General features: G+C 72.6%; 23 protein-coding genes. 10 read left to right on the top strand and 13 right to left on the bottom strand.

All coding sequences use genetic code 11. From position 1 onward, the window contains the following. Positions 1 to 157 precede the first annotated feature (157 nt). Positions 158 to 2290 carry a DEAD/DEAH box helicase gene (locus QRN23_RS14635; protein WP_285063939.1) on the top strand — a complete coding sequence of 711 codons (2133 nt, stop codon included), beginning with the start codon at positions 158 to 160 and terminating at the stop codon, positions 2288 to 2290. Between the two features lie 110 nt (positions 2291 to 2400). On the opposite strand, the gene QRN23_RS14630 is transcribed toward QRN23_RS14635, so the two are convergent. Continuing rightward, entirely contained in the window at positions 2401 to 3354 is a 954-nt protein-coding gene (locus QRN23_RS14630) for a hypothetical protein (RefSeq protein ID WP_200413509.1), read from the bottom strand. A 154-nt stretch (positions 3355 to 3508) separates the two neighbouring features. On the opposite strand from QRN23_RS14630, the gene QRN23_RS14625 reads away from it, so the two are divergent. After that, positions 3509 to 3904 (top strand): VOC family protein, encoded by a 396-nt coding sequence (locus tag QRN23_RS14625; RefSeq protein WP_056048202.1) that lies wholly within the window; start codon positions 3509 to 3511, stop codon positions 3902 to 3904. 284 nt (positions 3905 to 4188) lie between these two features. On the opposite strand, the gene QRN23_RS14620 is transcribed toward QRN23_RS14625, so the two are convergent. Further along, positions 4189 to 5226: an NAD-dependent epimerase/dehydratase family protein gene (locus QRN23_RS14620; protein ID WP_285063938.1), complete on the bottom strand. Its 1038-nt coding sequence runs from the start codon at positions 5224 to 5226 to the stop codon at positions 4189 to 4191. Between the two features lie 7 nt (positions 5227 to 5233). Further along, positions 5234 to 5506 (bottom strand): mycoredoxin, encoded by a 273-nt coding sequence (locus QRN23_RS14615; RefSeq protein ID WP_056048200.1) that lies wholly within the window; start codon positions 5504 to 5506, stop codon positions 5234 to 5236. Positions 5507 to 5589: 83 nt separating this feature from the next. On the opposite strand from QRN23_RS14615, the gene QRN23_RS14610 reads away from it, so the two are divergent. Beyond that, positions 5590 to 7347, top strand: a complete 1758-nt coding sequence (locus QRN23_RS14610; protein WP_285063937.1) for a pyruvate dehydrogenase — start codon at positions 5590 to 5592, stop codon at positions 7345 to 7347. Positions 7348 to 7439: 92 nt separating this feature from the next. On the opposite strand, the gene QRN23_RS14605 is transcribed toward QRN23_RS14610, so the two are convergent. Then, positions 7440 to 8795 (bottom strand): maltokinase N-terminal cap-like domain-containing protein, encoded by a 1356-nt coding sequence (locus QRN23_RS14605; protein WP_123571808.1) that lies wholly within the window; start codon positions 8793 to 8795, stop codon positions 7440 to 7442. 74 nt (positions 8796 to 8869) lie between these two features. Here QRN23_RS14605 and QRN23_RS14600 point away from each other — a divergent pair, with 74 nt between their 5' ends. Next, on the top strand, positions 8870 to 10480 hold the full coding sequence (locus tag QRN23_RS14600) for a CYTH and CHAD domain-containing protein (protein WP_285063936.1): 1611 nt from the start codon (positions 8870 to 8872) through the stop codon (positions 10478 to 10480). Between the two features lie 67 nt (positions 10481 to 10547). Here the strand turns inward: QRN23_RS14600 and QRN23_RS14595 are convergent, their stop codons facing one another. From QRN23_RS14595 to QRN23_RS14575, 5 genes are all read right to left on the bottom strand, one after another. Continuing rightward, complete coding sequence (locus tag QRN23_RS14595; RefSeq protein ID WP_056048188.1) at positions 10548 to 11087, bottom strand: DUF1697 domain-containing protein; 540 nt, start codon at positions 11085 to 11087, stop codon at positions 10548 to 10550. Between the two features lie 5 nt (positions 11088 to 11092). Next, positions 11093 to 13201 (bottom strand): S9 family peptidase, encoded by a 2109-nt coding sequence (locus tag QRN23_RS14590; RefSeq protein ID WP_056048184.1) that lies wholly within the window; start codon positions 13199 to 13201, stop codon positions 11093 to 11095. A gap of 20 nt (positions 13202 to 13221) precedes the next feature. Continuing rightward, on the bottom strand, positions 13222 to 13506 hold the full coding sequence (locus tag QRN23_RS14585) for a hypothetical protein (protein ID WP_056048180.1): 285 nt from the start codon (positions 13504 to 13506) through the stop codon (positions 13222 to 13224). Positions 13507 to 13601: 95 nt separating this feature from the next. Next, positions 13602 to 14132, bottom strand: coding sequence for a hypothetical protein (locus QRN23_RS14580; RefSeq protein WP_056048177.1), 531 nt, complete (start codon positions 14130 to 14132; stop codon positions 13602 to 13604). A gap of 49 nt (positions 14133 to 14181) precedes the next feature. Further along, entirely contained in the window at positions 14182 to 14535 is a 354-nt protein-coding gene (locus QRN23_RS14575; protein WP_043596433.1) for a hypothetical protein, read from the bottom strand. A gap of 133 nt (positions 14536 to 14668) precedes the next feature. Between QRN23_RS14575 and QRN23_RS14570 the strand changes: the two genes are divergently transcribed. Continuing rightward, positions 14669 to 15166 (top strand): 8-oxo-dGTP diphosphatase, encoded by a 498-nt coding sequence (locus tag QRN23_RS14570; RefSeq protein WP_056048175.1) that lies wholly within the window; start codon positions 14669 to 14671, stop codon positions 15164 to 15166. Between the two features lie 127 nt (positions 15167 to 15293). Beyond that, positions 15294 to 15593, top strand: a complete 300-nt coding sequence (locus QRN23_RS14565; RefSeq protein ID WP_056048172.1) for a hypothetical protein — start codon at positions 15294 to 15296, stop codon at positions 15591 to 15593. A gap of 23 nt (positions 15594 to 15616) precedes the next feature. On the opposite strand, the gene QRN23_RS14560 is transcribed toward QRN23_RS14565, so the two are convergent. From QRN23_RS14560 to QRN23_RS14550, 3 genes are all read right to left on the bottom strand, one after another. Then, complete coding sequence (locus tag QRN23_RS14560) at positions 15617 to 15850, bottom strand: hypothetical protein (protein ID WP_056048171.1); 234 nt, start codon at positions 15848 to 15850, stop codon at positions 15617 to 15619. A gap of 19 nt (positions 15851 to 15869) precedes the next feature. Continuing rightward, on the bottom strand, positions 15870 to 17219 hold the full coding sequence (locus tag QRN23_RS14555) for an ABC transporter permease (protein ID WP_285063931.1): 1350 nt from the start codon (positions 17217 to 17219) through the stop codon (positions 15870 to 15872). Between the two features lie 74 nt (positions 17220 to 17293). Then, positions 17294 to 19042, bottom strand: a complete 1749-nt coding sequence (locus tag QRN23_RS14550; RefSeq protein ID WP_285063929.1) for a cation:proton antiporter — start codon at positions 19040 to 19042, stop codon at positions 17294 to 17296. A gap of 143 nt (positions 19043 to 19185) precedes the next feature. Here QRN23_RS14550 and QRN23_RS14545 point away from each other — a divergent pair, with 143 nt between their 5' ends. The 4 genes from QRN23_RS14545 (at position 19186) to QRN23_RS14530 (ending at position 24026) form a co-directional block, all read left to right on the top strand. After that, positions 19186 to 20745, top strand: coding sequence for a carboxylesterase/lipase family protein (locus QRN23_RS14545; protein ID WP_285063927.1), 1560 nt, complete (start codon positions 19186 to 19188; stop codon positions 20743 to 20745). A gap of 109 nt (positions 20746 to 20854) precedes the next feature. Next, positions 20855 to 22135, top strand: a complete 1281-nt coding sequence (locus tag QRN23_RS14540) for an inorganic phosphate transporter (RefSeq protein WP_123571804.1) — start codon at positions 20855 to 20857, stop codon at positions 22133 to 22135. Continuing rightward, complete coding sequence (locus QRN23_RS14535) at positions 22135 to 22344, top strand: hypothetical protein (RefSeq protein ID WP_056048161.1); 210 nt, start codon at positions 22135 to 22137, stop codon at positions 22342 to 22344. The genes QRN23_RS14540 and QRN23_RS14535 overlap by 1 nt, the downstream gene beginning before the upstream one ends. 164 nt (positions 22345 to 22508) lie before the next feature. After that, a complete protein-coding gene (locus QRN23_RS14530; protein ID WP_056048158.1) occupies positions 22509 to 24026 on the top strand; it encodes an aspartate ammonia-lyase in 1518 nt (505 codons plus the stop codon). 64 nt (positions 24027 to 24090) lie between these two features. On the opposite strand, the gene QRN23_RS14525 is transcribed toward QRN23_RS14530, so the two are convergent. Next, positions 24091 to 25224: a YihY/virulence factor BrkB family protein gene (locus QRN23_RS14525; protein WP_123571803.1), complete on the bottom strand. Its 1134-nt coding sequence runs from the start codon at positions 25222 to 25224 to the stop codon at positions 24091 to 24093. Positions 25225 to 25346 lie beyond the last annotated feature (122 nt).

Raw genomic sequence — 25346 nt, 5'->3', positions numbered from 1 at the left:
GTCCATCGCGCGGCACCCCGCCCCGCACGCATCCGGCGCGACCCTCTCGGTCGTCGTCCGTCCGGGTCGCCGAGCCTCTCGGCGTCCCGCGCAGCACCCTCCGCCGACACGGCGGCACAGCACCGTCGACGTCCCGCGTCGACCACGAGGAGGAGCCTTGGCTCGACCAGGCCAGCGTCAATCGGGTGGTACCCGCACCGCCCAGCGTCCGAACCGTCGCCGCGAGGTCGACAACGACGGGCTGATCCCCGTCCTCGCCCGTGCGGTGCGCGAGGTCGAGGCCGCCGCGCAACGCGGTCAGGTGAAGCCCTCGAGCCGCACCAAGTTCCAGGTCATCGCCCTGCTCATGCGCGAGGAACGCGCCCGGGTCAAGGTCGACAGGGCCATCAGCGAGTCCGAGCGCGCCGAGCAGATGAAGCGCCTCGACGGCGTCGCCCAGATCCTGGCCAAGACCGCCGCCCGCGACACGTCGCTGATCACCCTGCTGGGCGACGCGGCCACGGTCAGCGAGGCCGCCAAGACGCTCAAGCGCGACATGCAGATGTCGGCCGGGCTCGAGCTCGAGCCCGAGCAGCAGATCATCGTCACCGAGGCGGCGCCGGTCGCGCCGACCTCCGAGCGACAGGTCGTCCCGCAGTCGGTCATCTCGCGGCAGCTGGCGAACCCGTTCCTGCCGCCCGACTTCGCGCTCGCCGAGGTCGCCCGCGAGGCGCACCCGCGCCGGCTCGCGAACTGGGAGCTCTTCGGCCCCCTGTTCAAGTCCTTCGAGTACGGCGCCGGGGGAGGCTCGGCCTGCATGCCGCTGCCCGAGCCCACCACGGTCGACGCCCCCGCGGGCGCCACCCTGATGCACCACCAGGCACAGCTCGTCGAGTCCGCCCGCCAGGGCCACCGCACCTACCTGCTCGCCGACGAGCCCGGCCTCGGCAAGACCGCCCAGGCCCTGCTCGCCGCCCAGGCGGCCGCGGCGTACCCGCTGCTCGTGGTCGTGCCCAACGTCGTCAAGACGAACTGGGCCCGCGAGGTCCAGCTGTGGACGCCGACGCGCACGGCGACCGTCATCCACGGCGACGGCGAGAAGCTCGACGCCTTCGCCGACGTGGTCATCGTCAACTACGAGGTGCTCGACCGTCACGTCGGCTGGCTCGGCGAGCTCGGCTTCAAGGGCATGATCGTCGACGAGGCCCACTTCATCAAGAACAAAGAATCGCAGCGGTCGCGGCACGTGCTGCAGCTCGCCCAGCGCATCCGGTCGCGCACCGCCCACCCGCTGCTCATGGCGCTGACCGGCACCCCGTTGATCAACGACATCGAGGACTTCCGCGCCATCTGGGAGTTCCTCGGCTGGATCGGCGACAAGAAGCCCGCCGCCGAGTTGATGGAGCGCCTCGAAGAGGTCGGCCTGACCCCCGCCGACCCCGGGTTCTTCTCGTCGGCGCGCGAGATCGTGATCGACCTCGGCATCGTCCGTCGCAAGAAGGTCGACGTCGCCTCCGACATCCCCGCCCGCCGCATCGCCGACCTTCCGGTCGAGCTCGACGACGAGGTGGGCCGGTCCATCCGCGACGCCGAACGCGAGCTGGCCCGCCGCATGGTGCAGAAGTACCGCACCGCGCTCACCACCCGCACGTCCGGCGTCCGCGTCGAGGGCATCGATCACGACCTCGTCCGCCAGGTCGCCAAGTGGGAGCTCGAGGACGCCAGCGCGTCGAGCACGGGTGAGAACGTCTTCAGCATGGTGCGCCGCATCGGTCAGGCCAAGGCCGGCCTGGCCGCCGACTACACCGCCCAGCTCGCCCGCAACGTCGGCAAGGTGGTGTTCTTCGCCAAGCACATCGACGTCATGGACGTCGCCGAGGCCACCTTCGCCAAGCGGGGCATCAAGTACTCGTCGATCCGCGGCGACCAGACCCCGGCCGTCCGTCAGCGCCAGATCGACGCCTTCGTGAACGACCCCGAGGTCGAGGTCGTCGTCTGTTCGCTGACCGCGGCCGGCGTGGGGCTCAACCTGCAGGTCGCCTCGAACGTCGTGCTGGCCGAGTTGTCGTGGACGGACGCCGAGCAGACGCAGGCCATCGACCGCGTGCACCGCATCGGCCAGGCCGAGCCGGTCACGGCGTGGCGCGTCATCGCGGCTCAGACGATCGACACGAAGATCGCCGAGCTGATCGACAGCAAGGCCGGCCTCGCCGCCCGGGCACTCGACGGCGACGACTCCGAGGTCGTCGACTCCGTCGACGTGCAGCTCTCGGCCCTCGTCGCCCTGCTCACCGAGGCCCTCGAAGCCTGACCCGCCCTCACCGCGCTGCACCTCGACGCACCGCGCCGCACCGTGCCGCACCGCGCCGCGCCGCGCCGCGCCGCACCGCGCCGCACCGCGTTTCGTGCACGGCCCCCCGACTAGTCACGGTGCCGTGCACGATTCGCGGTGTGGACGCGCGGGAGGCCGGCTCGCTCGAGCCGTGTGACGATCCGCTGCGGACGCGCGAGATCGCGCCAGACGGTTCGTGTCACCCGGTTCACGTAGGGCAGCCCCCTCAGCCGGTCTTCACGGACCTTCTCGAGGACCACGATCTCCTCCGCCGTCAGCCCGTGCCGCATCTCGCGGTCGAGGTACTTCACGAAGCCGTCGAACTCGTCGTACACGCCGTAGGCCTCCCACCCGAAATCGGTGAACCCGATGAGCCCTTCGTCGTCGACGTGCCGTTCCTGGAGACGGGGTGCCGGGAATCCGAGACCGTCCAGGGCGACCCGGTAGACCGATTCACCGGCGGAACCGGCCAGGGGGCTGGCGAACTCGGCGACCCAGGAGGCGCGGGTCGAGCCCCGGACACGGTCTCGTCCCAGCAGGCACGCCTGGTACTCGGCCAGCGTGCACAACCGACGTCGCAGGCAGTGGTCGAGGACGGCCACGGCCTGGCTGCGTGTCCCGCTCAGAGCGACGTCCACGGCCGTCCGGGCCGGCGTGGTCACGAGGAGACCCCGATGAGGGGTGATCTCGTCCGAGAGCAGCGGTGCCGCATGTCTGGTCACGTGCGCACCCGTGTGGGTCCGGGCGCGCGCCGGGTCGGTCGTCGAGACGCGGGCGAGCGGCGGGCCGAGCACAGGCATGCCCCACACCGCGGCCGCCGAGGTGTGGGAGACGACGACCGCGTCACGCATCCGGCCGACCGCGGCCGCCGTTCGGACGGCGTGGCGTTCCTCGCGGCGCAGGCCCCGCCAGGCCGCCGACTCGACGTAGCGTCCGGGCGCGACGCGCACGAGTTCGCCACGCGCGTGGGCTCGGCGTTCCGACGGATCGTCGAACCGCGAGCGGATGAGGAGGGAACGAAGGTCTCGTTCGTGGGTGGTCACGCGTCGATCGTCTCGGGCTCGAGCGGACTCCGGGATCGGATCTCGCCACCCTGTGGAGGGATGCGGGGGACGGCGGAGCGCGGGACGAGAGGCCGTTCTCAGTCGAGGCGAGTTCGGTGGGTCGGAGAACACCCGACCACCGAAGGAGCACCCCATGCCCGAACTCTCCGGCTACGCCCACGTCGCCATCACCGTCTCCGACCTCGACACGAGCCTCGCCTTCTACGAGAAGCTGCTCGGCGCCGGCCCCGTCGGCCGCATCGAACTCGACGGCCTCGATCGCCGCATCTTCTCCGTCGGCAACGGGCAGATCCTCGGGGTGACGGCCTACACCGGGGGATCGAGCGCGGCCTTCGACCCGACCGTCCCCGGGCTCGACCACATCGGCCTGGCCGTGACCGATCGTGACGGCGTCGTCGCCTGGCAGGAGCACGCCACGTCGGTCGGCATCGAGTCCGACCTGCAGGACGCGGACTTCGGCCACGCCCTCATGATCAAGGACCCCGACGGCAACCAGATCGAGTTCTTCGCCCCGCCCGCACAGAGCTGACACGGGCCGCCTGCCGCGACGGCACCGCGTTTCGTGCACTGCACCGCGACTAGACGGTGTGTGGCGCACGAAACGGGGTGCGGAGGCGCGGGGGCCTTTTACCCAGGACGCGCCGGACCGGGCCGCCTGCCGGCATCGCACCGCGTTTCGTTCACCGCACCGCGACTAGAGGGAGCGTGCTGCACGAAACGCGGTGCACTGCATGGCGGGTGCGGCGGGCGGTGCGCGAGGCGCGGGGCGCGGCTTGCAGAGACCGGCAAAGAGTGGCAGAGCGGGGGTCGGCCTCAGCGGTCGCGGGCGGCGGTGAGCAGCTTGCGTTCGTCGGCGGGCTCGAGCCCCGCGCCGTGGGGGCCCGCCGGGCCGGGACGCGAGAGTTCCCACGCGAGGACGTCGCGCAGCGTCTCGTCCACGGGGCGCGGCACGAGCCCGGCGGCCCGGCCCGCGCCTCCTGACCGGGCGCCGAAGCCCGCGTGCGTGGCGACGGGCACCCAGAGGGGCATCGACCGGGGCCCGGCCCACGGCCCGACCCCGTGTGCGTCGAGCCAGGGCTCGTCGACCGGTACGACCTCGCCCGTGTGGCCGGCGACCCGGCGCGCCACCGCGAGGTGGTCGGCCAGCGACTGCCGATCACCCACCGCGTCGAACGTCCCCGAGAGACCTCGCTCGACGGACGCGACGATCCAGCTCGCCAGGTCCCGGACGTCGACCGGCTGCACGTCGAGGCCGGGCACGTCGGGCACGAGCACGGGATCGGGCTCCGAGGACGCGGCGGCCAGGGCGAAGCGCAGCGGCCACCAGCCCGTGCGGCCCGTGTGGTCGCCCGGTCCGCCGATGAGGCCCGCCCGGACGAGCAGTGACCGGTCGGCACCGAACGCCTCGACGACGGCGCGCTCGCCCGCGACCTTCGACCCGCCGTAGTCCGACTCGTCGGCGTCGACGAGGGCCGCCGTCTCGTCCGCGCCGGTGGTCGCGGTGTCGGCGTAGACGCTGACGCTCGAGACGAAGACGAAGGAGGCGCTGGCGGGTTCGAGCACCGAGACGGCGTCACGCACGTGCGACGCGTCGCGGCTCAGGTCGACGACCGCGTCCCAGCGTCGTCCGCCCTCGAGCACGGCGTCGTACGCCCCGGGCGTGCGACGGTCGGCCCGGACGAACGCCGCGCCCTCGGGGACGTCGCCGGACGACCCGCGGGCGAGACACGTGACGTCGTGGCCGCCGGCGAGGGCGGCCTCGACGATCGTCCGACCGAGCCAGGCGGTGCCGCCGAGGATCAGCAGCCGCAGGGGGCGACGTGCCGAGGAGGTCGTGCCGGTCGGGCCCACGACGGCGTCAGAGACCGAGCTTGGCCTGGACGTCGGCGAGCGAGGGGTTCGTGGCCGTCGAGCCGTCGGGGTAGACGATCGTCGGCACGGTCTGGTTGCCGCCGTTGGCCTTCTCGACGATCTCGGCCGTGCCGGGGACCTCTTCGATGTTGACCTCGGTGAAGGCGATGCCCTGCTTGCCGAGTTGCTGCTTGAGGCGGGCGCAGTAGCCGCACCACGAGGTGCTGAACATGGTGATGGTGCCGGACTCGGGGACGTACGTGCTCGCGATGTCGCTCATGACCCCAGGTTAAGCCCGGTCGGCGGTGAGCGCCGGGGGAGTTGTCTGGGAGGCGTACCGGCACGCACCACGAAGGGAACACCATGGCAGACACGGTCGCCGACCAGATCATCGCCCAGCTCGTCACCGCCGGCGTCCGCCGGATCTACGGCATCGTCGGCGACAGCCTGAACCCGATCGTCGACGCCGTGCGTCGCACGGGCGGCTCGGCGAAGGGCGGGATCGACTGGATCCACGTCCGCAACGAGGAGGCCGCGGCGTTCATGGCCTCGGGCGACGCCCAGATGAGCGGCGAGCTCGCCGTCTGCGCCGGGTCGTGCGGCCCGGGCAACCTGCACCTCATCAACGGGCTCTACGACGCCAACCGCAGCCGTGCCAAGGTCCTGGCCATCGCCAGCCACATCCCGAGCACGATGATCGGCTCGGACTACTTCCAGGAGACCCACCCCGACCGCCTCTTCGTCGAGTGCTCGGGCTACAGCGAGATGATCTCGTCGGCCGAGCAGTCGCCGATGGTCGTCGCCAGCGCGATCCGGCACACCCTGGCGGGCGAGGGCGTCAGCGTGATCACGCTGCCGGGCGACATCGCCGAACTCGACGCGGGCGGCAAGGTGCCCGCCTACGTCAGCGTCCGCCCGCCCGAGCTCGTGCCCGACCGGCACGACGTGCAGGCCCTGGCCGATGCCGTGAACCAGGCCGACACCGTCGCGTTCTTCGTCGGCGAGGGCGGTCGTGGGTCGCACGACGAGATCATCGCCCTGGCCGACCTCGTCGGTGCCCCGATCGGGCACAGCCTGCGGGGCAAGGACGTCATCCAGTACGACAACCCGTTCGACGTCGGCATGACCGGCCTGCTCGGCTACGGTGCCGCCCACGCGGGCATCCACGACGCCGACCTGCTCGTGCTGCTCGGCACCGACTTCCCGTACCCGCAGTTCCTGCCGGACGCCTCGACGGTCACCATCGCCCAGGTCGACGTCGACGCCGCCGTGATCGGTCGTCGCGCCGACGTGCAGGTGCCCGTCCACGGGGCGATCGCCCCGACGCTCCGGGCGCTCATGCCGCTCGTGAAGCGCAAGAAGAACCGCAGGTTCCTCGAGAAGACCCTCAAGAAGCACGAGAAGTTGATGACCGGTGCGGTCGGGGCCTACACGAAGAACGTCGAGAAGATGCGGCCGATCCACCCCGAGTACGCGGCCTCGCTGCTCGACGAGGTCGCCGCCGACAACGCCATCTTCACGGCCGACACGGGCATGGGCAACGTCTGGGCCGCGCGCTACGTCACCCCGACCCCGCGGCGGCGCATCTTCGGCTCGTACCTGCACGGCTCGATGGCCAACGCCCTGCCGCACGCCCTCGGTGCGCAGATGGCCTACCCCGATCGCCAGGTCGTCTCGATCTCGGGCGACGGCGGGCTGTCCATGTTGATGGGCGAACTCGTCACGGCGCAGATGTACCAGCTGCCGGTGAAGATCGTCGTGTTCAACAACTCGACGCTCGGCCTCGTCAAGCTCGAGATGCTCGTCGACGGGTTCCCCGACTTCGGCGTCGACGTGCCCTACACGGACTACGCCGCGGTGGCGCGCGCCATCGGCATCCACGCCGTCCACGTCGACGACCCCCGCGACCTCCGGGCGGCCTACGAGGCAGCCTTCGAACACGACGGTCCGGCGCTCGTCGACATCGCGACCGACCCGAAGGCACTCTCGCTACCCCCGACGATCACGGGCGCCCAGGTGAAGGGCTTCTCGCTCGCCATGTCGAAGATCGTCATGAACGGCGGCGCGGGCGAGGCCGTGGCCATGGCGCGGTCGAACCTGCGCAACGTGCCGCGTCCCTGAGGTCGGCGCCGCGCCTCCTGCCCCCTCGCTGTCGAGGGGTCAGGAGGCGCGGCGCGCACGCGGGGGACGCCTCGCGACCCTGCCCGCCCGGCTCAGCCGGCGGCGGGGGCGCTGCGTGCGGCGAGCCGGGCGACGGCCGCGAGCGGGATGTCGATCCAGTCCGGCCGGTTGCGGCTCTCGTAGATCGCCTCGTACACGGCCTTGTCGATCTCGAACGCGTCGAGCAGGGCCCGGGCGGCCCGGACGTCGACGCCGGACGAGGCGACGTACCCGTCGACGAACGCGCGGCGGGCGTCGTGCGCCCAGGCCGCGGCGTCCACCGGGACGGCCTCCTGCGCCAGCGAACCGGCCACGTAGTCGAACGACCGCAGCATGCCCGCGATGTCGCGGATCGGCAGGTCGGGGCGCGAGCGCTCGGGCATCGGCCGCAGGGGCTCGCCCTCGAAGTCGATGAGCATCCAGCCGCGCTCGGGCGAGAGCAGGGCCTGACCGAGGTGGAGGTCGCCGTGGATGCGCTGCAGGTCGGGCCAGTGCAGGTGCTCGGCCGCGTCGTAGACGGCACCGATCGCGGCGGCGTGCTCGGCGATCTGCGGCACCTCGCGCGACGCGGTCGTGATGCGTCGACGCATGCTCGTCAGGGCCCCGGCGATCTCGTCGTCGCCCGCGGGGACCGTGCCCAGGTCGGCGGCGAGGGTCGCGTGCACCTCGGCGACGGCGACGCCGAGCGCGTGGGCATCGGCGGTGAAGTCGGTACCGTCGGCCGCCGCCGTCAGGGCCACGCGCCACGCGTCCTCGAGGCCGGGGAGGAACTCCTGCGAGAAGGCGAGGTGGCCGGTGGCCGTCCCGCCCTCGCGCCCGACGTCGGGCCAGGTCGCGCGCAACGAGCCGAACGACGAGGGGACGTGCGTCGACCCGCCACGGGTCAGGGCGGCCTGGGTGGTGACGTCCGGGTTGTCGCCGTGGTGCAGCACCCGGAAGACCTTCGCGATGACCTGGTCGACGGGGCCGCCCTCGACGTCGTAGACGATCGAGGTGTTCGACTGTTCGCCCGAGAGCACGCGCGAGCGACGCACCTGCCCGGGGTCGACGATGCGCGTGCCGTCGACCGTGACGTCGGCACCCGCCACGTGCGCCTCGGCGGACATGGTGCGCAGCAACTCCCGGGCGTAGGCCGGGTCGTGGGGACCGTCGTAGAGGTAGCGTCCGTCGGCCGAGCCGATGAAGGCCGCGTCGCCGCCGGGCAACGGGGTCGCGCGGCTGACGAGGGGCACCTGGTAGAGGACGGGGACGTCCGCCGCCTCGTCGATGATCAGCAGCGTCATGGTGAGGGCGTCGTCCACCTCGGCCTCGAACGATCCGATCACCCGCAGGGCGGGCGTTCGTCCCTTGGTCGCGTACCAGCGCTGACGCGCCATCCATCCGGCAAGAATCGGTGCCACATCGCTCATGCGACGACCCTACGCCGGGCCGCCCCGCGGGGTCCGGAGGGCCGGCCACCGGGCCTCCCGACTAGAACGGAGGCATGAGCCCCGCATCACCGCACCGCACCGAACAGACCGAGATCGAGCGCAAGTACGACGTCCACGAGAGTGCCGGGGTGCCCGACCTTGTCGGGGTGGGGGGCGACGCCGCCGAGGCGCTCGTCGTCGACGGCGTGGGGCACGACGACCCCGTCGAGCTCGCCGCGACCTATTGGGACACCGTCGACCACACGCTGCTCGGGGCCCGGACCACCCTGAGGAGGCGCGAGGGCGGTGGCGACGCCGGATGGCACCTCAAGCTGCCGCCGTCGGCCGGCACGACCGGGCGCCGCGAGGTCCACTGGCCGCTCGGCGACCCGGGCGAGCCCGTGCCGGACGTCCTGCGCCGGCTGGTCGAGGCGCGGCTGCGGGGCCGACCGGTGCACCCCGTGCTCCGACTCGAGACGACGCGCACCGTGACCCGCCTGCTCGACGGCTCGGACCGCGAGCTGGCCGAGCTCGCCGACGACGTCGTGCGGGCGTCGAACCCCGACACGGGCGTGCTGCGCACCTGGCGCGAGTGGGAGGTCGAGCTCGCGCCAGGTGTCGACGGCGACGAGGGCGAGCGGCTGCTCGACGCGGTCGCGGAGCGGCTGGAGGCGGCCGGTGCGTCGCTCTCGTCGTCGAAGTCGAAGCTGGCCAGAGGGCTGGGTTCGGAACTCGCGGTGCCGGCGGCGTCGGGCGACGGCACCGGCGGGGCCGCCTCGACGGTCGTGCCTGCCCCGGCCACCCCGGCCCCGAAGAAGAAGTCGGCGGCGGCTTTCGTGGCGTCCGCTGCGTCGGGACTCCGTGACGAGCTGCTCGCGGTCGACGCCGCCGTGCGCGACGGCCGGCCGGATGCGGTCCATCGGCTGCGGACCACGACCCGGCGACTGCGCGCCCTGCTGACCGTGTGGGACGGCGTCCTCGACCCCGGGCTCGCCGCCGCCGTCGTGGCGGGGGCCCGCCACGTCGGCCACGTCTCGGGTGCCGCTCGGGACGTCGAGGTGGCGCGAGGCCGGGTGGCGACCCGCGCCTCCTCGGCTCCGGAGGGCTTCGTGGCCGCCCAGGTCACGGGGCGGATCGACGCCCGGCTCGGCGAACGACTCGACGAGGCCGTCGGTGACGTGCGTCGCCTGCTCGACTCGGGCGCCTGGTTCGACCTGCTGGACGCGGTCGACGCGCTCGTGGCGGCCCCGGCGACGGGGGAGCACGCCACCGACCCGGCCGCCGACCTCTCGGCCGCGCGGCTGCGGGCCGAGCGGAAGCGGACGAGGCGGGCCGTCCGGGCGGGGCTGGCGGCCGTGGACGCGACGGACCGAGCAGGCGCCGTGGACGCGCTCCCGGTCCTGCACGACGCGCGGAAGGCCGCCCGACGACTGCGGTACGCCCTCGAGGCCGACCGGGCCCGCAGCGGATCGGGTCGCGGCCGGGCCCGCCGGGCCGAGGCCGTCCAGGACGCCCTCGGCGAGCACCGCGACGCCCTCGCGGCGGTGCGTTCGATGCGCGAGGTCGCGACGCTCGCGAACCGGTCGGGCGAGGACGCCTTCGGCTACGGCGTGCTGGCCACCCTCGAGTCCGCCCGTGCCGACGACGCCCTCCGCCGCTTCCGCCGCGCCGCCGCCGACCTCTGACGTCGGGACGCCGACCTCTGACGTCGGGACGCCGACCTCTGACGTCGGACCTCGGGCGCGGAAGGGGTCAGGCGGAGCGGCGGGCGAGCAGCGCCTCGAGCTTGCGCACGGTCGCGTCGTTCCGGGCCGTGACCGGAGTCGGCAGCCCCCGCCACCAGGCGGCCGGCACCCGCGAGGCGAGCACGCCTGCCGGCAGCCACTGGCGGACGGCGTCGGGCGAGACCACGATCTCTTCGTCGCCCAGGTCGACGTCGGGAGGCGCCACCCCGTCGAGCGCGCCCGGCACCTCGGCGAACGCGACCGACAGCAGCTTCGGCTCGCGCTCCTCGCGTCGGAGGGGGTTCGCCACGGCCAGCCGCGTGAAGCGCTCGGCGTCGAGCAGCACCAGGTCGGCGTCGACGCCGGTGGCCCGGGCGATCGACGCCCGGAGCCCGGCGGCGTCGTCGGCACCGAGCCGCGACGACGCCCCGAACACCAGGTTGCCGCTGTTGAGCAGCGTCTCGGGGCGCTCGAAGCCGAGGTCGGCGGCCACGCGTCGCAGGTCGGCCATGGCCACCCGCTTGGCCGTGCCGACGTTGACGCCCCGCAGCAGGGCGACGTGGTCCACGTTCGTCAGGCCCGCCCGAGGACGTCGAGGATCCACGCGATCTCGAACGCCCGCTCGCGCCAGGACTCGTACCGTCCGCTGACGCCGCCGTGCCCGGCCGACATCTCGGTCTTGAGCAGCACGGGGGCGTCGACCTCGCGCAGCCGCGCCACCCACTTGGCGGGTTCGACGTAGAGCACCCGGGTGTCGTTGATCGAGGTCACGGCGAGGATGCGCGGGTAGGTCACGTCGTCGCGAACGTTCTCGTACGGGCTGTAGCCGCGCATGTACTCGTAGACCTCGGCGTCGTGCAGGGGGTCGCCCCACTCGTCCCACTCGATCACGGTGAGCGGCAGGTCGGGGTCGAGGATGCTCGTCAGGGCGTCGACGAACGGGACGGCCGCGACGATGCCGGCGAACCGGTCGGGGGCGATGTTCGCCACCGCGCCCATCAGCAGGCCGCCCGCGCTGCCGCCCTCGGCCACCATCAGCTCGGGGGTCGTGCGACCCTCGGCGATCAGGTGGTCGGCGACGGCGACGAAGTCGGTGAAGGTGTTCTTCTTGGTGAGCGTCTTGCCGTCCTCGTACCAGGAGCGTCCCAGTTCGCCGCCGCCGCGGACGTGGGCGACCGCGAAGACGACGCCGCGGTCGAGCAGCGACAGGCGGGCGACGCTGAAGCCCGGGTCGATGCTGTGCTCGTACGAGCCGTAGCCGTAGAGGTGCACGGGCGAGGGCCCCTCGGCGGGGACGGCGTCACGGCGCCAGACGAGCGAGACGGGCACGCGGGTGCCGTCGGTCGCCGTGGCCCACTCGCGGGCCTGGTCGTAGTCGGCCGGGTCGTAGCCGCCGAGCACGTTCTGACGCTTGAGGAGGTGACGCTCGCCCGTGCGGACGTCCAGGTCGTAGACCGTCGACGGCGTGACGAACGAGGTGTACCCGAAGCGGACGGTCGGCTGGTGGAACTCCGGGTTGCCGCCCGCGCCGGCGGCGAACAGCGGCTCGTCGAAGCCGACCTCGGAGACCTCGCCGTAGCCGTCGGGACCGAGCGGCACGACCGCGAAGCGCGGCAGCGCGTCGCGGCGGTACTCGACCACGAGGTGGCCGGAGAACGCGTCGACGGACTCGAGCCGGACGGAGGCGCGGTGCTCGACGATCACGCGGCGGTCGGTCGTCGAGGTGGGGTCGTCGGCCGGCACGTCGACGAGCTCGAAGTTCTCGGCGCCGTCGTTGTGGACGATGAGCAGGCGGTCGCTGCCCGCGACGATCGCGTGCTCGACGTCGTACTCGACGCCCTCGCGGCGCGGCCAGACGACCCGGAACTCGCCGGTCGGGTCGGCCGCGTCGAGCAGCCAGGTCTCGCTCGTGATCTTCGACCCGACGTCGACGACGAGGTACTGGCGGCTGCGCGTGAGGCCCACCCCGATCCAGTAGCGGTCGTCGGTCTCGGTGAACACCGTGACGTCGTCGCCGGGCTGCCCGACCTCGTGACGCCAGATGGTGTCGGGCCGCCAGGACTCGTCGACGGTGGGGTAGAAGACGTATCGGCCGGTGGCGTCGAACAGGGCGCCGGCGGCCGTGCCGGTGACCACGTCGTCGAGGTCGCGGCCGGTCGCCAGGTCGCGGATGCGCAGCGTGTAGCGCTCGTCGCCCTCGACGTCGACCGCGTAGGCGAGCAGGGTGCCGTCGGGCGAGACGTCGAAGCTGCCGATCGAGAAGAAGTCGTGCCCCTCGGCCTCGGCGTTGCCGTCGAGCAGCACCTGCTCGCCCTCGGCGGCCTCGCCCGCCTCGATCGACGGGGGATTCCAGTCGTCGGGCCCGGTGATCGGTGCGCGGCAGTGGATGCCGTACTGCTGCCCCTCGGCCGTGCGCGAGTAGTACCACCACGAGCCCTCACGGACCGGGACGCCCAGGTCGGTCTCTTGCACCCGGCCCTTGATCTCCTCGAAGACCGTCTGCCGCAGACCGGCGAGGTGGGCCGTCTCGGCCTCGGTGTGCGCGTTCTCGGCCTCGAGATGCGCGACGACCTCGGGGTCGTCCTTGGCACGGAGCCACTCGTAGTCGTCGACGAAGTCGTGGCCGTGGTGCGACCGGGTGACGGGCTTCTGGGGGGCACGGGGAGCGGGAACGGAGGCCATCACCCGAGCCTAACGGCGGCTCAGACGGAGCGGTCGCTGGCCGTGATGCCGTTGAAGGCCGGCACCTCGGGGTACTCGTCCGAGGCGACGTGGACGTCGGCCGGGTCGGGCGCCTCGCCCTCGCGGGCCTCGTCGATCGCCTGCTCGGGGGTGCCGGCCTTCTCGGCGGCCGACTCGGAGTGCGTCCCGGGGACCGTGTACGTCGCGTCGACGTCGTGCCCGGCCGGGTCGACCGTCTCGCTCGCGCCGGACGCGTCGTCGCGGGGGGTGGTGTCGGGGGCCGGGGTCTGGTCGCGGACGCTCATGCGGGGGACGGTACCCGCGCCTCCTCGGTGACGTCCGGCCAGGCCGTCGGTCGTCGGCCGGCCCTGACGCGGGTCGGCGTCCGACCCGGCGGCGGTCAGTCGTCGACGGGCAGGGCCGTGGTGGGCGCGCTCAACCCCTGGACGGTGGCGCCGAGGTGCGCCTCGCCGGGTTCGAGGTCGGAGATGGACCGACGGTCGGACCTCAGTCGTCGGACCGAGGCGTTGAGCCGGGCGTGCAGCTGCATGAGGTGCAGGCGGTAGCGCTCGGGGGCGTCGTCGCTGTCGTCGAGGAAGGTGTTGCACGCCAGCGTCATCTCGTTGAGCACGGGCAGGGCCGACGAGCGAGGACGGAGCGCCCGTCGCGCCCGCCGGATCTCGCCCCGCAGGGCCGAGATCGAATGACGGGCCTGCTCGTAGACGGGGTCGAGGGCGCGGGGGTTGGGGCTGAGCCTCGGTGCCACCCGGCGCAGTACGCGCCGGAAGTGGATCTCGGTGATCAGCTCGTTGAGGGCCGACGCCTCGCGCCGGCGCGACTCGATCAGCCGCACGAGCAGGTTCGACGCGAACGCCGCCCCGGCACCCACGAAGGCACCCACGGTCACGGTCACGACGTCCCACCAGCTCATGGGGCCACGCTACGGCGGACCACCGACAGCCGGGTCGGGCGAGGCGCGGTCAGCGAGAGGCGTCGTCGAGCCGCCCCATGAGCGACCAGACGGCCCGTGACAGCTCGGGGTGCCACAACGCGATGGTGCGCAGGTAGCCGAGCTCGTCGGCGAGACCGAGCCCCGTCGCGGTCGGCACGCCGTCGGTGCCCAGGGCGTCGGCCCGCAGCGAGATCACGACCTGCTCGTCGACGGTGGGGAGCCCGGGGATGACGTCCCAGGGGTCCTCGCCGTTGCGGCAGCGCAGTTCGATCAGGGCGGAGAGCTCGTCGTGGGCCTCGGCGCGCAGCACCTCGAGGCTCCGGCCGGCGCCGCGGAACTCGGGCCCGGGGCGTCGCCTCCCGCTCGATCGTGCTTCGGACATGCCGACGAGCCTACGCGCGAGGCGTCGTGCGGTTCCCGGGGACGCGGCCCGCGCCTCCTGCCGTCAGCCCTCCTGCCGTCCGCCCTCCTGCCGTCCGCCCTGTGGGCGGGACGACAGCCGGTAGCCTTCCGGCATGCCGGTCTACCGCGTCTGCGTCGCCTACCTGTTGCGGGAGCACGAGGGGCGTCGGCAGGTCCTGCTGGGACGCAAGAAGCGCGGACTCGGCACGGGGCACTGGGTGGGCCTCGGGGGCAAGCTCGAGCCGGGGGAGGGCGTGCAGGAGGCGGTGGTCCGCGAGATCGCGGAAGAGAGCGGCGTCGAGGTGCTCGCGTCGGACCTCGACCGGAGGGGCGACCTGCTCTACCTCTTCCCGCACCGTGAGAGCTGGAGCCAGCGGTCGACGGTCTTCGTCGTCACCGCGTGGCGCGGCGACCCCGCCGAGAGCGACGAGCTGGTGCCCCGGTGGTTCGACCTCGACGAGCTGCCCCTGGACGAGATGTGGGACGACGCGTCGCACTGGCTGCCCGGTGTGCTCGCCGGGGGACGGGTCACCCGGACGTTCGTCTTCGCGGCCGACCTCGCGACGGTGGCCTCCGACGCTCCGCTGCCGGCGGAACACGCCGGCCCCTGAGGCGTTCCGGCCCGGACGCCTGGCCCTCGCAGAGGGGGGCGCGGTGGCGCCGTGCTCCGCTTAGGGTCGGTTCCGAGACGGATCACGGGGAGATCCCCGCCGTCGGACGGATCTCACGGGGAGCGACATGACCAGCTACGACGGCCTGACCACGACCACGCTCCGGAGCCCGGCCCGCACCGCCGTGGCGCCCCGCCAGCTGTCGTTGCCGCTCTGGCTGCCCGCGGTGGCCTGGGCCCTCGGCCTCGTCGTCGTCGTGGTGGGGGCCGCCTTCGGCGGCGTCCTGCTGGCGCTCTCGAGCCTCGGCGTGGTCGCCCTCGTCGCGGGCATGGCAGCCACGGCCGCGCGGTGGCAGCGCATCGAACGCCTCGCGGCGATCGAGCTGGCCGAGCGACGTGCCTCGACCGCCGAGGCACGACTCGTCTGAGCCCGACACCCCGTCCGGGCGGGTCAGCGTCCGCGTCGGGTCCCGGTGCGCGACAGACCCGCGCGTACGAAGAAGTCGACGACGCCGGTGAGCACGGCACCGACGACCGCGAACCAGGCGTAGCCGACGAAGCGCGCCGCCACGTCGGGACCGCCCTGTGGTGCCAGCGTCACCGAGAGGACGTAGAGGGCCCCGGCCGCGACGAGCAGCAGGACGGCGAGGGCGACGAGCAGGCGGTGCAGGGTGGTCGTGGTCACGAGCGTCGAGGGTACCGCCTCAGCGCGCGACGCCGTCCTCGCGCCCGGGGTGCCCCGACCCGATCCGGTCGCTCGGGACGACGCGCACGGGTCGCGTCGCGAGCTCGTCGTTCTCGAGCCCGCCGGGTGCACCGAGGAACATGTCGCCCCGCTCGCCGGGGTCACCGAGGTCGTCGCGTTCGTCCGCCGGGATCGTGTTGATCGTGCCCGTGTCCGTCGCCACGAGGCCGTGTCGGGCGAGCACCTCGTCGCGCTCGGCGACGAGGAACTCGCGGTTCGCGTTCTGGGCGTCGGCGAACATCGTCGTGCGGCCGGACACGATGCGGGCGATGCGGCGGCTCTCCCACCAGCGCTTGCCGACGAGCATCAGCACGATGCCGAGAGCGGCGTAGCAGAGCATCATCGTCACGCCGCGGCCGTAGCCGGGGCCCACGCCGTAGAGCACGCGCTTGAGCATCTCGGTGATGCCGCTCCCGACGACGACGGCGTTGAGCCACGCGAACGGTTGGGGCATGAACCATGCGGGGTAGGCGGCACCCGAGGACGGCATGGACAGGAAGACGAACACGATCATCGCGGGCAGGGCGACGAACCGTCCGACGAAGTAGCTGATGCCGTTGACCGCGAGGCCGATCGCGATGATCCAGGCCCAGGCGATGAAGAAGAGCGGCACGAAGTGCCCGTCGACGGCCCCGATCACCGGCCCGGCGAGGACGTTCGTCACGAGCGAGATCACGCCGCCGCCGACGCTGATCACCGTCATCCGGGTGCGGTGGCGGAGCGGGGCGCCCATCAGCCCGATGAACATCGCCACCATGTAGCCGCCGATGCACCACGAGAGCATGAGGTACATCGACACGGTGCCGTACTCGTCGTTCGCGGGCAGCGGTGCCAGGTCCGTGACGGTGGGCGTGACCCCCTGGGCCTCGAGCACGGGGGTGATCGTCGCCGGGATGAGGGCGGCGACCTGGTACTGGTGGGCGCTCGCGGTGTAGATCGTGGTCTCGGCCGGGTCGTAGGCGACGGCGACGCGTCCGGCGAGCACCGCCTCCTCGGCCTCGTCGGCGGAGCCGTAGGCGCGCACGTCGATCACGCCGGGGCGGGCGTCGTCGAGGCCCGTCTGCAGGTCGGCGGCGGCCGACGAGGACCCGACGACCGCGACGGGGACGTCGTGCGGGTGGGGGGCGTGGAAGGCCGCGATGTAGCAGAGGCAGAAGCCGACGATGAAGAATAGCGGCAGCCAGAGCTGCAGGCCGATCAGCTGCAGCGACGGGTGGAGGGTCGAGTACCAGCGACGGTACCGTCCGAGCTCGGGCTTGGGCGGCCCTCCCGCGTCGTCCGTGGTCGTCTGGTTCGTCGTGGTCGCCACGGTGCCGCGCCCTCCTGCTCTCGGTCGTCTTCTCGTCTCGTCGCCGGTGCCGCTCACGATACGCCGCGGGCGCGTCACGACCTCGTGCTCGTGAAGGCCGAGGTGTCCATGGCCAGCTCCTCGGCGTCGAGCCCGAGCAGCACGCGCCTCATGACCTCCTCGTCGAGGGCCCCGGCGTCGCGCTCGCGCAGCACCACCTCGCGGCGTTTGGCGAGCAGCTCGCGTCGGATCGAGCCGAGCGCCTGGGGTGCCGCTCGACGGCGGGCGCGCTGGGCGGCCGTCGCCCCCGAGACGTCCCGTTCGTCGGCGTCGTCGACGGCCGTGCGCTGCAGCGCCTCGTTCTGGCGCAGCAGCCGCGTCGTCGCGAGCAGGACGGCGCGTTCGGTGAGCTCGGGCCCCCAGCGCTTCTCCCAGTCGGCACGCCGTTCCGCGACGTAGGCCATGGTCTCGTCCGTGCTCGTCGCGAAGACCGCCAGCTCGGCGGCGAGGTCACGGTCGCGCTGGGTGTCGTCCCGGACGCCGAGCACCCTGATGACGACCGGCAGCGTGAGCCCCTGCAGCAGCAGGGTGCCGACCGTGACGATGAACGCGATGAGGAACATGGTGTCGCGCGCCGGCACGGGGATGCTCGACTCGGTGACGGCCGGGATCGACACGGCGGCGGCGAGGGTCACCACGCCCCGCATGCCGGTCCACGAGATGACGCTCAGCTGTCGCCAGTCCATGCGGGGTTGCGGGTGGTAGCGCACCGTCCGCAGAGCCGGCGCCCGCCGCAGCCGGCGGAGCGCGGGCACCCGGCGGAGCTTCCGCAGCACCGTCGAGAGGAAGAGGTACCGGCCGGCACGGGCCGCGTGGTAGGTGCCGAACACGAAGACCGGGCGCACGAGGACGACCACGGCGAGGACGGCGAGGGCGACGCCGACGCTCTGTCCGAGGCCTCGCTCGCTCTCGCTGACGTCGAGCACGACGGCACGCAGCTGGAGGCCGATCAGGGCGAACACGAACCCTTCGAGCAGGACGTCGGCGGCGGACCAGAACGGGCGCTCCTGCAGCCTGGTCGCGTAGCCCGTGCGGGGCGAGTTGAAGCCGACGTAGAGGCCCGCGGCCACGACCGCCAGCACGCCGGAGCCGCTCAGCTCCTCGGCGGCGATGTACGCGATGAACGGCAGCAGCAGGCCGATGACGTTCTCGACCACGGGGTCGTCGATCCGCATGCGCACGCGGTGGGCGACGAAGCCGAGGACCAGACCGACCGCGACGCCGACGCCGATCGCGAGGCCGAAGATGCCGAGGTCGTCCCAGAGCGTGAGGCTGGCACCGCCCACGATCGCCAGGAACACCTTGACCAGGGTGAGCGACGCGGCGTCGTTGATCAGGCTCTCGCCCGACAGCACGGTCATCACCTTGCGCGGCAGGCCGAGCTTCCGGCCGATGGCGGCCGCCGACACGGCGTCGGGAGGCGCGACCACCGCCCCGACGAGGAGGGCGGCCGGAAGGGTCATGTCGGGGATCATCACGTAGGCGACGCCCCCGACGGCGAAGGCCGTCACGATCACGGCACCGACCCCCAGCCGGGCGATCTGCACGCGGCTCTCCCGGAAGTTCAGCAGCGAGACGTCGAGGGCGGCCGAGTAGAGCAGCGGCGGCAGGACCACGGTCAGGACGACCTCGGAGTCGATCTCGATGTCGGGCACGCCGGGGATCAACGACACGAGCAGGGCGACGCCCACCGTCAGCAGGGGGGCGGGCAGGCCGCGCCAGCGGGCGAAGGCGGTCACGACGAGCGACCCGGTCAAGATGATCAGCAGCTCGCCGAGTTCCATGTGAGCCGGGCTCCGTCCAGTCGTCGGGGCAGCCGTGCGATGTGCATCGACTGCAAAGTCCCGACCATCCTCCCAGGCACCCCCTAGGAGAACGTCGGGTGAACGGCCCCGGTCGACCGTCCGACCACCCGTAGCATCGCTCCGTGACCGCACAGCCCCGGGCGACCGTCCCGGCCCCCGACCTCGTCCGCACCACCCGCTCGGGCGAGGTCCGCGGCGTGCGGGAGCGCGGCGTGCTCGCCTGGCGCGGCATCCCCTTCGCCGCACCACCCGTGGGGCGCCTCCGTTTCCGGGCCCCCGAGGCGCCGGCGGCGTGGACGGGCGTCCGCGACGCCGGCCGGTTCGGACCCGCAGCCCCGCAGGACCGCGTGCAGTTCGTGGGCGTCGACGCCACCACCCCGCTCAGCGAGGACTGCCTGACGGTCAACGTGATCGCACCGGAGGGCACGGCACCGGGCGACGGGCTGCCCGTCCTCGTGTTCGTCCACGGAGGCGCGTACAGCGTGGGGTCGTCGAGGGAGTTCCCGAGACAGGGCGAGACGCTCGTCCGTGAGGGCGGCATCGTCTACGTGAGCCTGAACTACCGGCTGGGCGCCTTCGGCTACCTGGACTTCAGCCACTGGGCGACCGAGGACCGCCCGTTCGACTCGAACCTCGGGCTGCGCGACCAGGTCGCCGCCCTCGAGTGGGTCCGCGACAACGTCGCCGCGTTCGGCGGCGACCCCGGCCGGGTCACCGTGTCGGGCGAGAGCTCCGGCGGCAACGCCGTGACGACCCTCATGACGGTGCCGCGCGCTCGCGGCCTCTTCCGGGGGGTCGTCGCCCAGAGCGCACCGCCGAACGCCATCTACCCGCCGGACGTGACGCGGCGCTGGGCGGGCGAGTTCCTCGAGCTGCTCGCCCACGACCTGCGCGACGACGACCTCGAGGCCACGAGCGTCGACGACGCGGCGACGATGCTCGCCGAGGCACCGACGACGGCGATCGTCCGGGCCGCCAGCCGGTTGCAGTTGCGCACCCCGGACGAGGACCCGGGGACGATCTGCTTCAGCCCCGTCATCGACGGCGACTTCCTGCCCGAACGCCCGCTCGACGCCTTCAAGGCGGGCCGGGCCCACCCGGTGCCGCTGATCATCGGCACGAACGACCGCGAGGGGTCGGTGTTCACCGGCCGCCGCGACATCCTCGCCACGACGAAGCCCCGCATCCGGGCCATCTTCGCCGCGACCGAGAAGAAGGCCCGGAAGGCGATCAAGAAGCACTACCCGGGGCTGCCCGCCCGCCCGGCCGCCCTCGACTTCGGCGGTGACTACGCGTTCTGGTTCCCGAGCGTGAAGGTGGCCGAGCGGCACGCGGTCCACCAGCCGGTCCGGTTCTACCGTTTCGACGCCACGACGCGCATCCTCCGCACGGTCGGGGTCGACGCGTTCCACGGTCTCGAGCTCTGGGCGATCTACGACCGGATGGGCTCCGCGTTCGGGTGGGCGATGAGCCTCCTGGGCGGTCGTCGGGCGTTCCTGCGCACGGCGGCGCGGACGCGTTCCCGCTGGCTGGAGTTCGTCCGCACCGGGGCGGTCGCCGACTGGCCGACCTACGACCCGCACCGCCGACGCACCCTCATCATCGACGCCCGCGACCGCGTCGAGCACGATCCGCGGGGCGAACGGCGACGGGCCTGGCAGGACTTCGTCCCGCACGTGTGAGGCTCGCCCCGGCCGCGCGACGGTCCGCGTCACCCGCCGTTCACCGGGATGTACCCCGCAGGTCACCACCGAGTTGACCCGCGTCCACCCACCTGTGACACTCAGGCCGGTGGACATCACACTCATCGTCGTCCTGGTCATCGCGCTGGCTCTCTTCTTCGACTTCACGAACGGGTTCCACGACACGGCCAACGCCATGGCGACCCCGATCGCGACCGGCGCGATGAAGCCCAAGGTCGCCGTCACGGTGGCCGCGATCCTCAACCTCGTCGGCGCCTTCCTCAGCACCGAGGTCGCGAAGACCGTCTCCGGCGGCATCATCCGCGAGGGGGACGGCGGGGTGCAGATCACCCCCGAGATGATCTTCGCGGGCCTCATCGGCGCCGTCGTCTGGAACATGTTCACGTGGCTGCGAGGGTTGCCCTCGAGTTCCTCGCACGCCTTGTTCGGCGGGTTGATCGGTGCGGCGATCGTCGGTGCCGGCATGGGGTCGGTGGACTTCGGCGTCGTGCTGTCGAAGGTCGTGCTGCCCGCCCTGCTCGCGCCGTTGATCGCCGGCGTCGTGGGGTACACCGCCACGCGGCTCGCCTACACGATCACCCGACGCCGCGACGACAAGAGCGAGCGCGGCGGGTTCCGCTACGGCCAGATCTTCACGTCGTCGCTGGTCGCCCTCGCGCACGGCACGAACGACGCGCAGAAGACCATGGGCGTCATCACGCTCACGTTGATCGCGGGCGGGCTGCTCACGCCCGACTCCGGCCCGCCGTTCTGGGTGGTCGTCGTCTGCGCGTTCGCCATCGCCCTGGGCACCTACACCGGCGGCTGGCGCATCATCCAGACCATGGGCGGCGGTCTGACCGAGGTCAAGCCCACCCAGGGCTTCTCCGCCGAGGCGTCGACGACCGCGACCGTGCTGGCCTCCAGCCACCTGGGCTTCGCGCTGTCGACGACGCAGGTCGCGAGCGGCTCGATCATCGGTGCCGGGCTCGGACGCCGCGGCTCGAAGATCCAGTGGGGCACCGCCGGCAAGATCGTCGTCGCCTGGTTCATCACGTTGCCCGCCTCGGCGGCGGTCGGCGCCGTCGCGGCCCTGATCGCCACGCTCGGCGTCGCGGGGCTCGTGATCGACGCCGCCGTCGGTGCCGTCGTCATCGCGGGAATCTTCGTCATCTCCCGCCGCCGGCCGCACGACCAGGGCTCGGCCATCGAGGTCGACGTCGCCGCCACCTCGGTGCTCTCGCGCCGCCGTGCCCGACGCGCCGTCCGCAAGGGCCGCGTCGACACGCCCGCGTCCGGGGTCGAGGCCCCGTTCGTCCGCATGGACGACCCACCCGAGCCCGTCCCCGCCCCCCGGGGTCCGGTCCCGACCGACGACGAGGTGCGCTGATGATCGACTGGTCCGCCTTCCTCGTGGTCGCGCTCGTCGCGCTCTTCTCCGCGGCGGCCCTCGTCTCGCTCTACTCGCTGGGCCTGCGCCTCCTGACCGTCGAGGGCCGCACGCCCGTCCGCACCGCCGCGGGGTACGCCTGCTTCGTCGTCTGCGCCCTCGGCGTGCTGTACGGCATCTACCTCATCGTCCCGGGTTTCCACCGCTGACCCTCGGCCACCCCGGCTCGTCTCGTCCCCAGGGCGGGACCCCTCTCGGACGGCCGCCCCGCGCCTCCGCGGGAACGGCCCGTCCGCGGTCCCGCCGGTAGGCTCGACGGAAGCGTCCGGTCGACGACGACCGGGCCCCGACTGACGACGGAGGCTCACCACACGTGACGACCGAGACAGCAGCACCGACCCGCACCGAGACCGATTCGTTGGGCAGCCGCGAGGTGCCCGCCGACGTCTACTGGGGCATCCACACCGCCCGGGCGCTCGAGAACTTCCCGATCTCGCAGCGGCCGATCTCGGTCTATCCCGACCTCGTCACGGCCCTCGCCCTCGTGAAGCAGGCGGCGGCCCGCGCCAACGTCGAGATCGGCGTGCTCGACCCGGTCAAGGCCGAGGCCATCGAACGCGCCTGCGAAGAAATCCGCGGGGGCGCGCTGCACGACCAGTTCGCCGTCGGGGTCATCCAGGGCGGCGCCGGCACGTCCACCAACATGAACAGCAACGAGGTCATCGCCAACCGCGCCCTCGAGCTGCTCGGCCACGCCAAGGGCGAGTACCGCCACCTGCACCCGATCGACGACGTCAACCGCAGCCAGAGCACCAACGACACCTACCCCACCTCGATCAAGATCGCGATGGTGCTCACCCTGCGCCGCCTCCTGGTCGAGCTCGACCTGCTCGCCGACTCGTTCGCCGCCAAGGGCGCCGAGTTCCACGACGTGCTCAAGGTCGGCCGCACTCAGCTGCAGGACGCCGTGCCCATGACCCTCGGGCAGGAGTTCACGGGCTTCGCGCACACCCTGGCCGAGGACGTCCAGCGTCTGCGCGACGTCGTGCCGCTGCTCGGTGAGATCAACCTCGGCGCCACGGCCATCGGCACGGGCATCACGGCGGACCCGCTCTACGCCGACGCCGTCCGGCGACACCTCAGCACGCTCTCGGGCATGGACCTCGTCACGGCCCCCGACCTCATCGAGGCGACGAGCGACACCGGCGTCTTCATGACGCTGAGCGGTGCCCTGAAGCGCAGCGCGATCAAGCTGTCGAAGATCTGCAACGACCTGCGGCTGCTCTCGTCCGGTCCGCAGGCCGGCATCAGCGAGATCACGTTGCCGCCGCGCCAGGCGGGGTCCTCGATCATGCCGGGCAAGGTGAACCCGGTGATCCCCGAGGTGGTCAACCAGGTCGCGTTCTCGGTGGCCGGGGCCGACGTGACGGTCACGATGGCCGCCGAGGCCGGGCAGCTCCAGCTCAACGCGTTCGAGCCCGTGATCACCCACTCGGTCATGCAGAGCCTGCAGTGGATGACCTACGCCTGCCAGACCCTGCGGATCAACTGCGTCGACGGGATCGAGGCGAACCGCGCCCGCCTGACCCAGCAGGTCGAGACGAACGTCGGCAGCGTCACGGCGCTCACGCCCTACATCGGCTACACGGCGGCGGCGGCCATCGCCCACACGGCGCTGACGACCAACGCGGCGATCGCGCCGCTCGTCGTCGCAGCGGGCCTCATGACCGACGAGCAGGTGCGCAAGGTGCTCTCGCCCGCCCGACTCTCGGGGCTCGCGCCGATCACGAGCGCCATCACGGTCATCGACGTCGAGGACCCCGCCGCGGCGGTGGCCCGGGCGGCCAACACGACGGGCGCCCGCAACCCGGGCGACGAGACCGCCGGCTGACGCGACCACGTCGAGGAGGCGCGGTGTCGGACGACCGGCACCGCGCCTCCTCGAGTCACGGCCTCTACGACGTCGAGGGGGCGTGGGTGGTCGGGTCGACCTGGTCGGCGCGCTGGGCGGCCTGCGGCCGTTCGTCGGCCGGCCGGTCTCGATCACCGCGGAGGTGGACGCGCCGGAGTTCGTCGGGTTCGAGCACGCCGCCGTTCTCGCGCAGGGCACGCTCGCGGATCGCCCGGCCCACCCGGACGTCCCAGGCGAGGTTGCGAGCCAGGATGTGGTTGCGCGCCGTGTCGCGGAGCGGCAGGGGGATGACCTCTTCGGCCTGCACCCCGCGACGGAGCTGGCGCATCCGCAGGATCTCGCTGTCGAGCTCACCGCCGATGACGAGCACGAAGTTGCTGATGTACGCGTAGAGCAACACGACCACGACGCCGCCCACCCAGCCGTAGAAGCGGTCGTAGTTCGACACCGTCGCGACGTAGACCGCGAAGCCGACCGTGGCGAGCGCCCAGCCGCCGAGGGCGACCATGGCCCCGTACGACACCCAGCGCAGGCGCGGAGGCCGGACGTTGGGCGTGAAGAAGTAGAGCATCGCGACCGACAGCACGGCCAGGGCGACGAGCACCGGCCACTTGACGACGTCGTAGAGGTCGGTCCAGGGGCGGCCGATGCCGAACCGTGCGGCCACCGCGTCGCTCAACGTGGGCGTCACCAGCAGGATGACGGCGATGACGGCGAACGACACCATCAGGACGAGCGTGACGATCATCATGTGGCCGCGGAACTTCCAGATGCGGCGCCCCTCCTCGACCTCGTAAGCCGTGTTCATGGCCCGGCCGAACGCCGTCGTGTAGGCCGACAGCGACCACAGCGTGAGCCAGAGGCCGATGCCGAACGCGACGCCGGGGTTCGACAGGCTGAGCATCTGTTCGAGCGGCCAGCGCAGGGTGTCGATCGCGTCGGGGGTGAGGACGTACCGGGCCACCGAGAGGATCTCGTCCACGGCGTCACCGTCGTCGACGAACAGGGCGACCCCCGAGACGAGGGCGAGCGCGCCGGGCACCAGGGCGAGCATCGAGAAGAAGGTGAGCGACCCGGCCGCGTCGATGGTGCGATGGCGCAGGAAATCGTGCCAGACCCGCATCACCACGTACCGGACCAGCGACGGGTCCTCGGGCAGGGAACGCGTCGAGGCCATCCTGCGAGATTACCGGGCCGTCCGGCTCGTCGCGGCCCGCCCGCAGGCTGCGCCGACCCCGGCGTCAGGCTGCGCCCGCAGGCTGCGCCGATCCCGGCGTCAGGCTGCGCCCGCAGGCTGCG

Source organism: Frigoribacterium sp. ME-P-080, from assembly GCF_030209595.1.
Taxonomy (GTDB): Bacteria; Actinomycetota; Actinomycetes; order Actinomycetales; family Microbacteriaceae; genus Frigoribacterium.
The sequence above is the reverse complement of the archived record's forward strand: the minus strand, read 5'-3'. Positions and strand labels throughout refer to the sequence as shown.

Bases quoted from the DNA above. Each gene is read 5' to 3' on its own strand.
- QRN23_RS14590 (WP_056048184.1), bottom strand. From the start codon at position 13,201: ATGGCCTCCGTTCCCGCTCCCCGTGCCCCCCAGAAGCCCGTCACCCGG.
- QRN23_RS14565 (WP_056048172.1), top strand. From the start codon at position 15,294: ATGACCAGCTACGACGGCCTGACCACGACCACGCTCCGGAGCCCGGCC.
- QRN23_RS14610 (WP_285063937.1), top strand. From the start codon at position 5,590: ATGGCAGACACGGTCGCCGACCAGATCATCGCCCAGCTCGTCACCGCC.
- QRN23_RS14585 (WP_056048180.1), bottom strand. From the start codon at position 13,506: ATGAGCGTCCGCGACCAGACCCCGGCCCCCGACACCACCCCCCGCGAC.
- QRN23_RS14605 (WP_123571808.1), bottom strand. From the start codon at position 8,795: ATGAGCGATGTGGCACCGATTCTTGCCGGATGGATGGCGCGTCAGCGC.
- QRN23_RS14625 (WP_056048202.1), top strand. From the start codon at position 3,509: ATGCCCGAACTCTCCGGCTACGCCCACGTCGCCATCACCGTCTCCGAC.
- QRN23_RS14575 (WP_043596433.1), bottom strand. From the start codon at position 14,535: ATGTCCGAAGCACGATCGAGCGGGAGGCGACGCCCCGGGCCCGAGTTC.
- QRN23_RS14570 (WP_056048175.1), top strand. From the start codon at position 14,669: ATGCCGGTCTACCGCGTCTGCGTCGCCTACCTGTTGCGGGAGCACGAG.
- QRN23_RS14525 (WP_123571803.1), bottom strand. From the start codon at position 25,224: ATGGCCTCGACGCGTTCCCTGCCCGAGGACCCGTCGCTGGTCCGGTAC.
- QRN23_RS14535 (WP_056048161.1), top strand. From the start codon at position 22,135: ATGATCGACTGGTCCGCCTTCCTCGTGGTCGCGCTCGTCGCGCTCTTC.
- QRN23_RS14580 (WP_056048177.1), bottom strand. From the start codon at position 14,132: ATGAGCTGGTGGGACGTCGTGACCGTGACCGTGGGTGCCTTCGTGGGT.
- QRN23_RS14615 (WP_056048200.1), bottom strand. From the start codon at position 5,506: ATGAGCGACATCGCGAGCACGTACGTCCCCGAGTCCGGCACCATCACC.
- QRN23_RS14600 (WP_285063936.1), top strand. From the start codon at position 8,870: ATGAGCCCCGCATCACCGCACCGCACCGAACAGACCGAGATCGAGCGC.
- QRN23_RS14550 (WP_285063929.1), bottom strand. From the start codon at position 19,042: ATGGAACTCGGCGAGCTGCTGATCATCTTGACCGGGTCGCTCGTCGTG.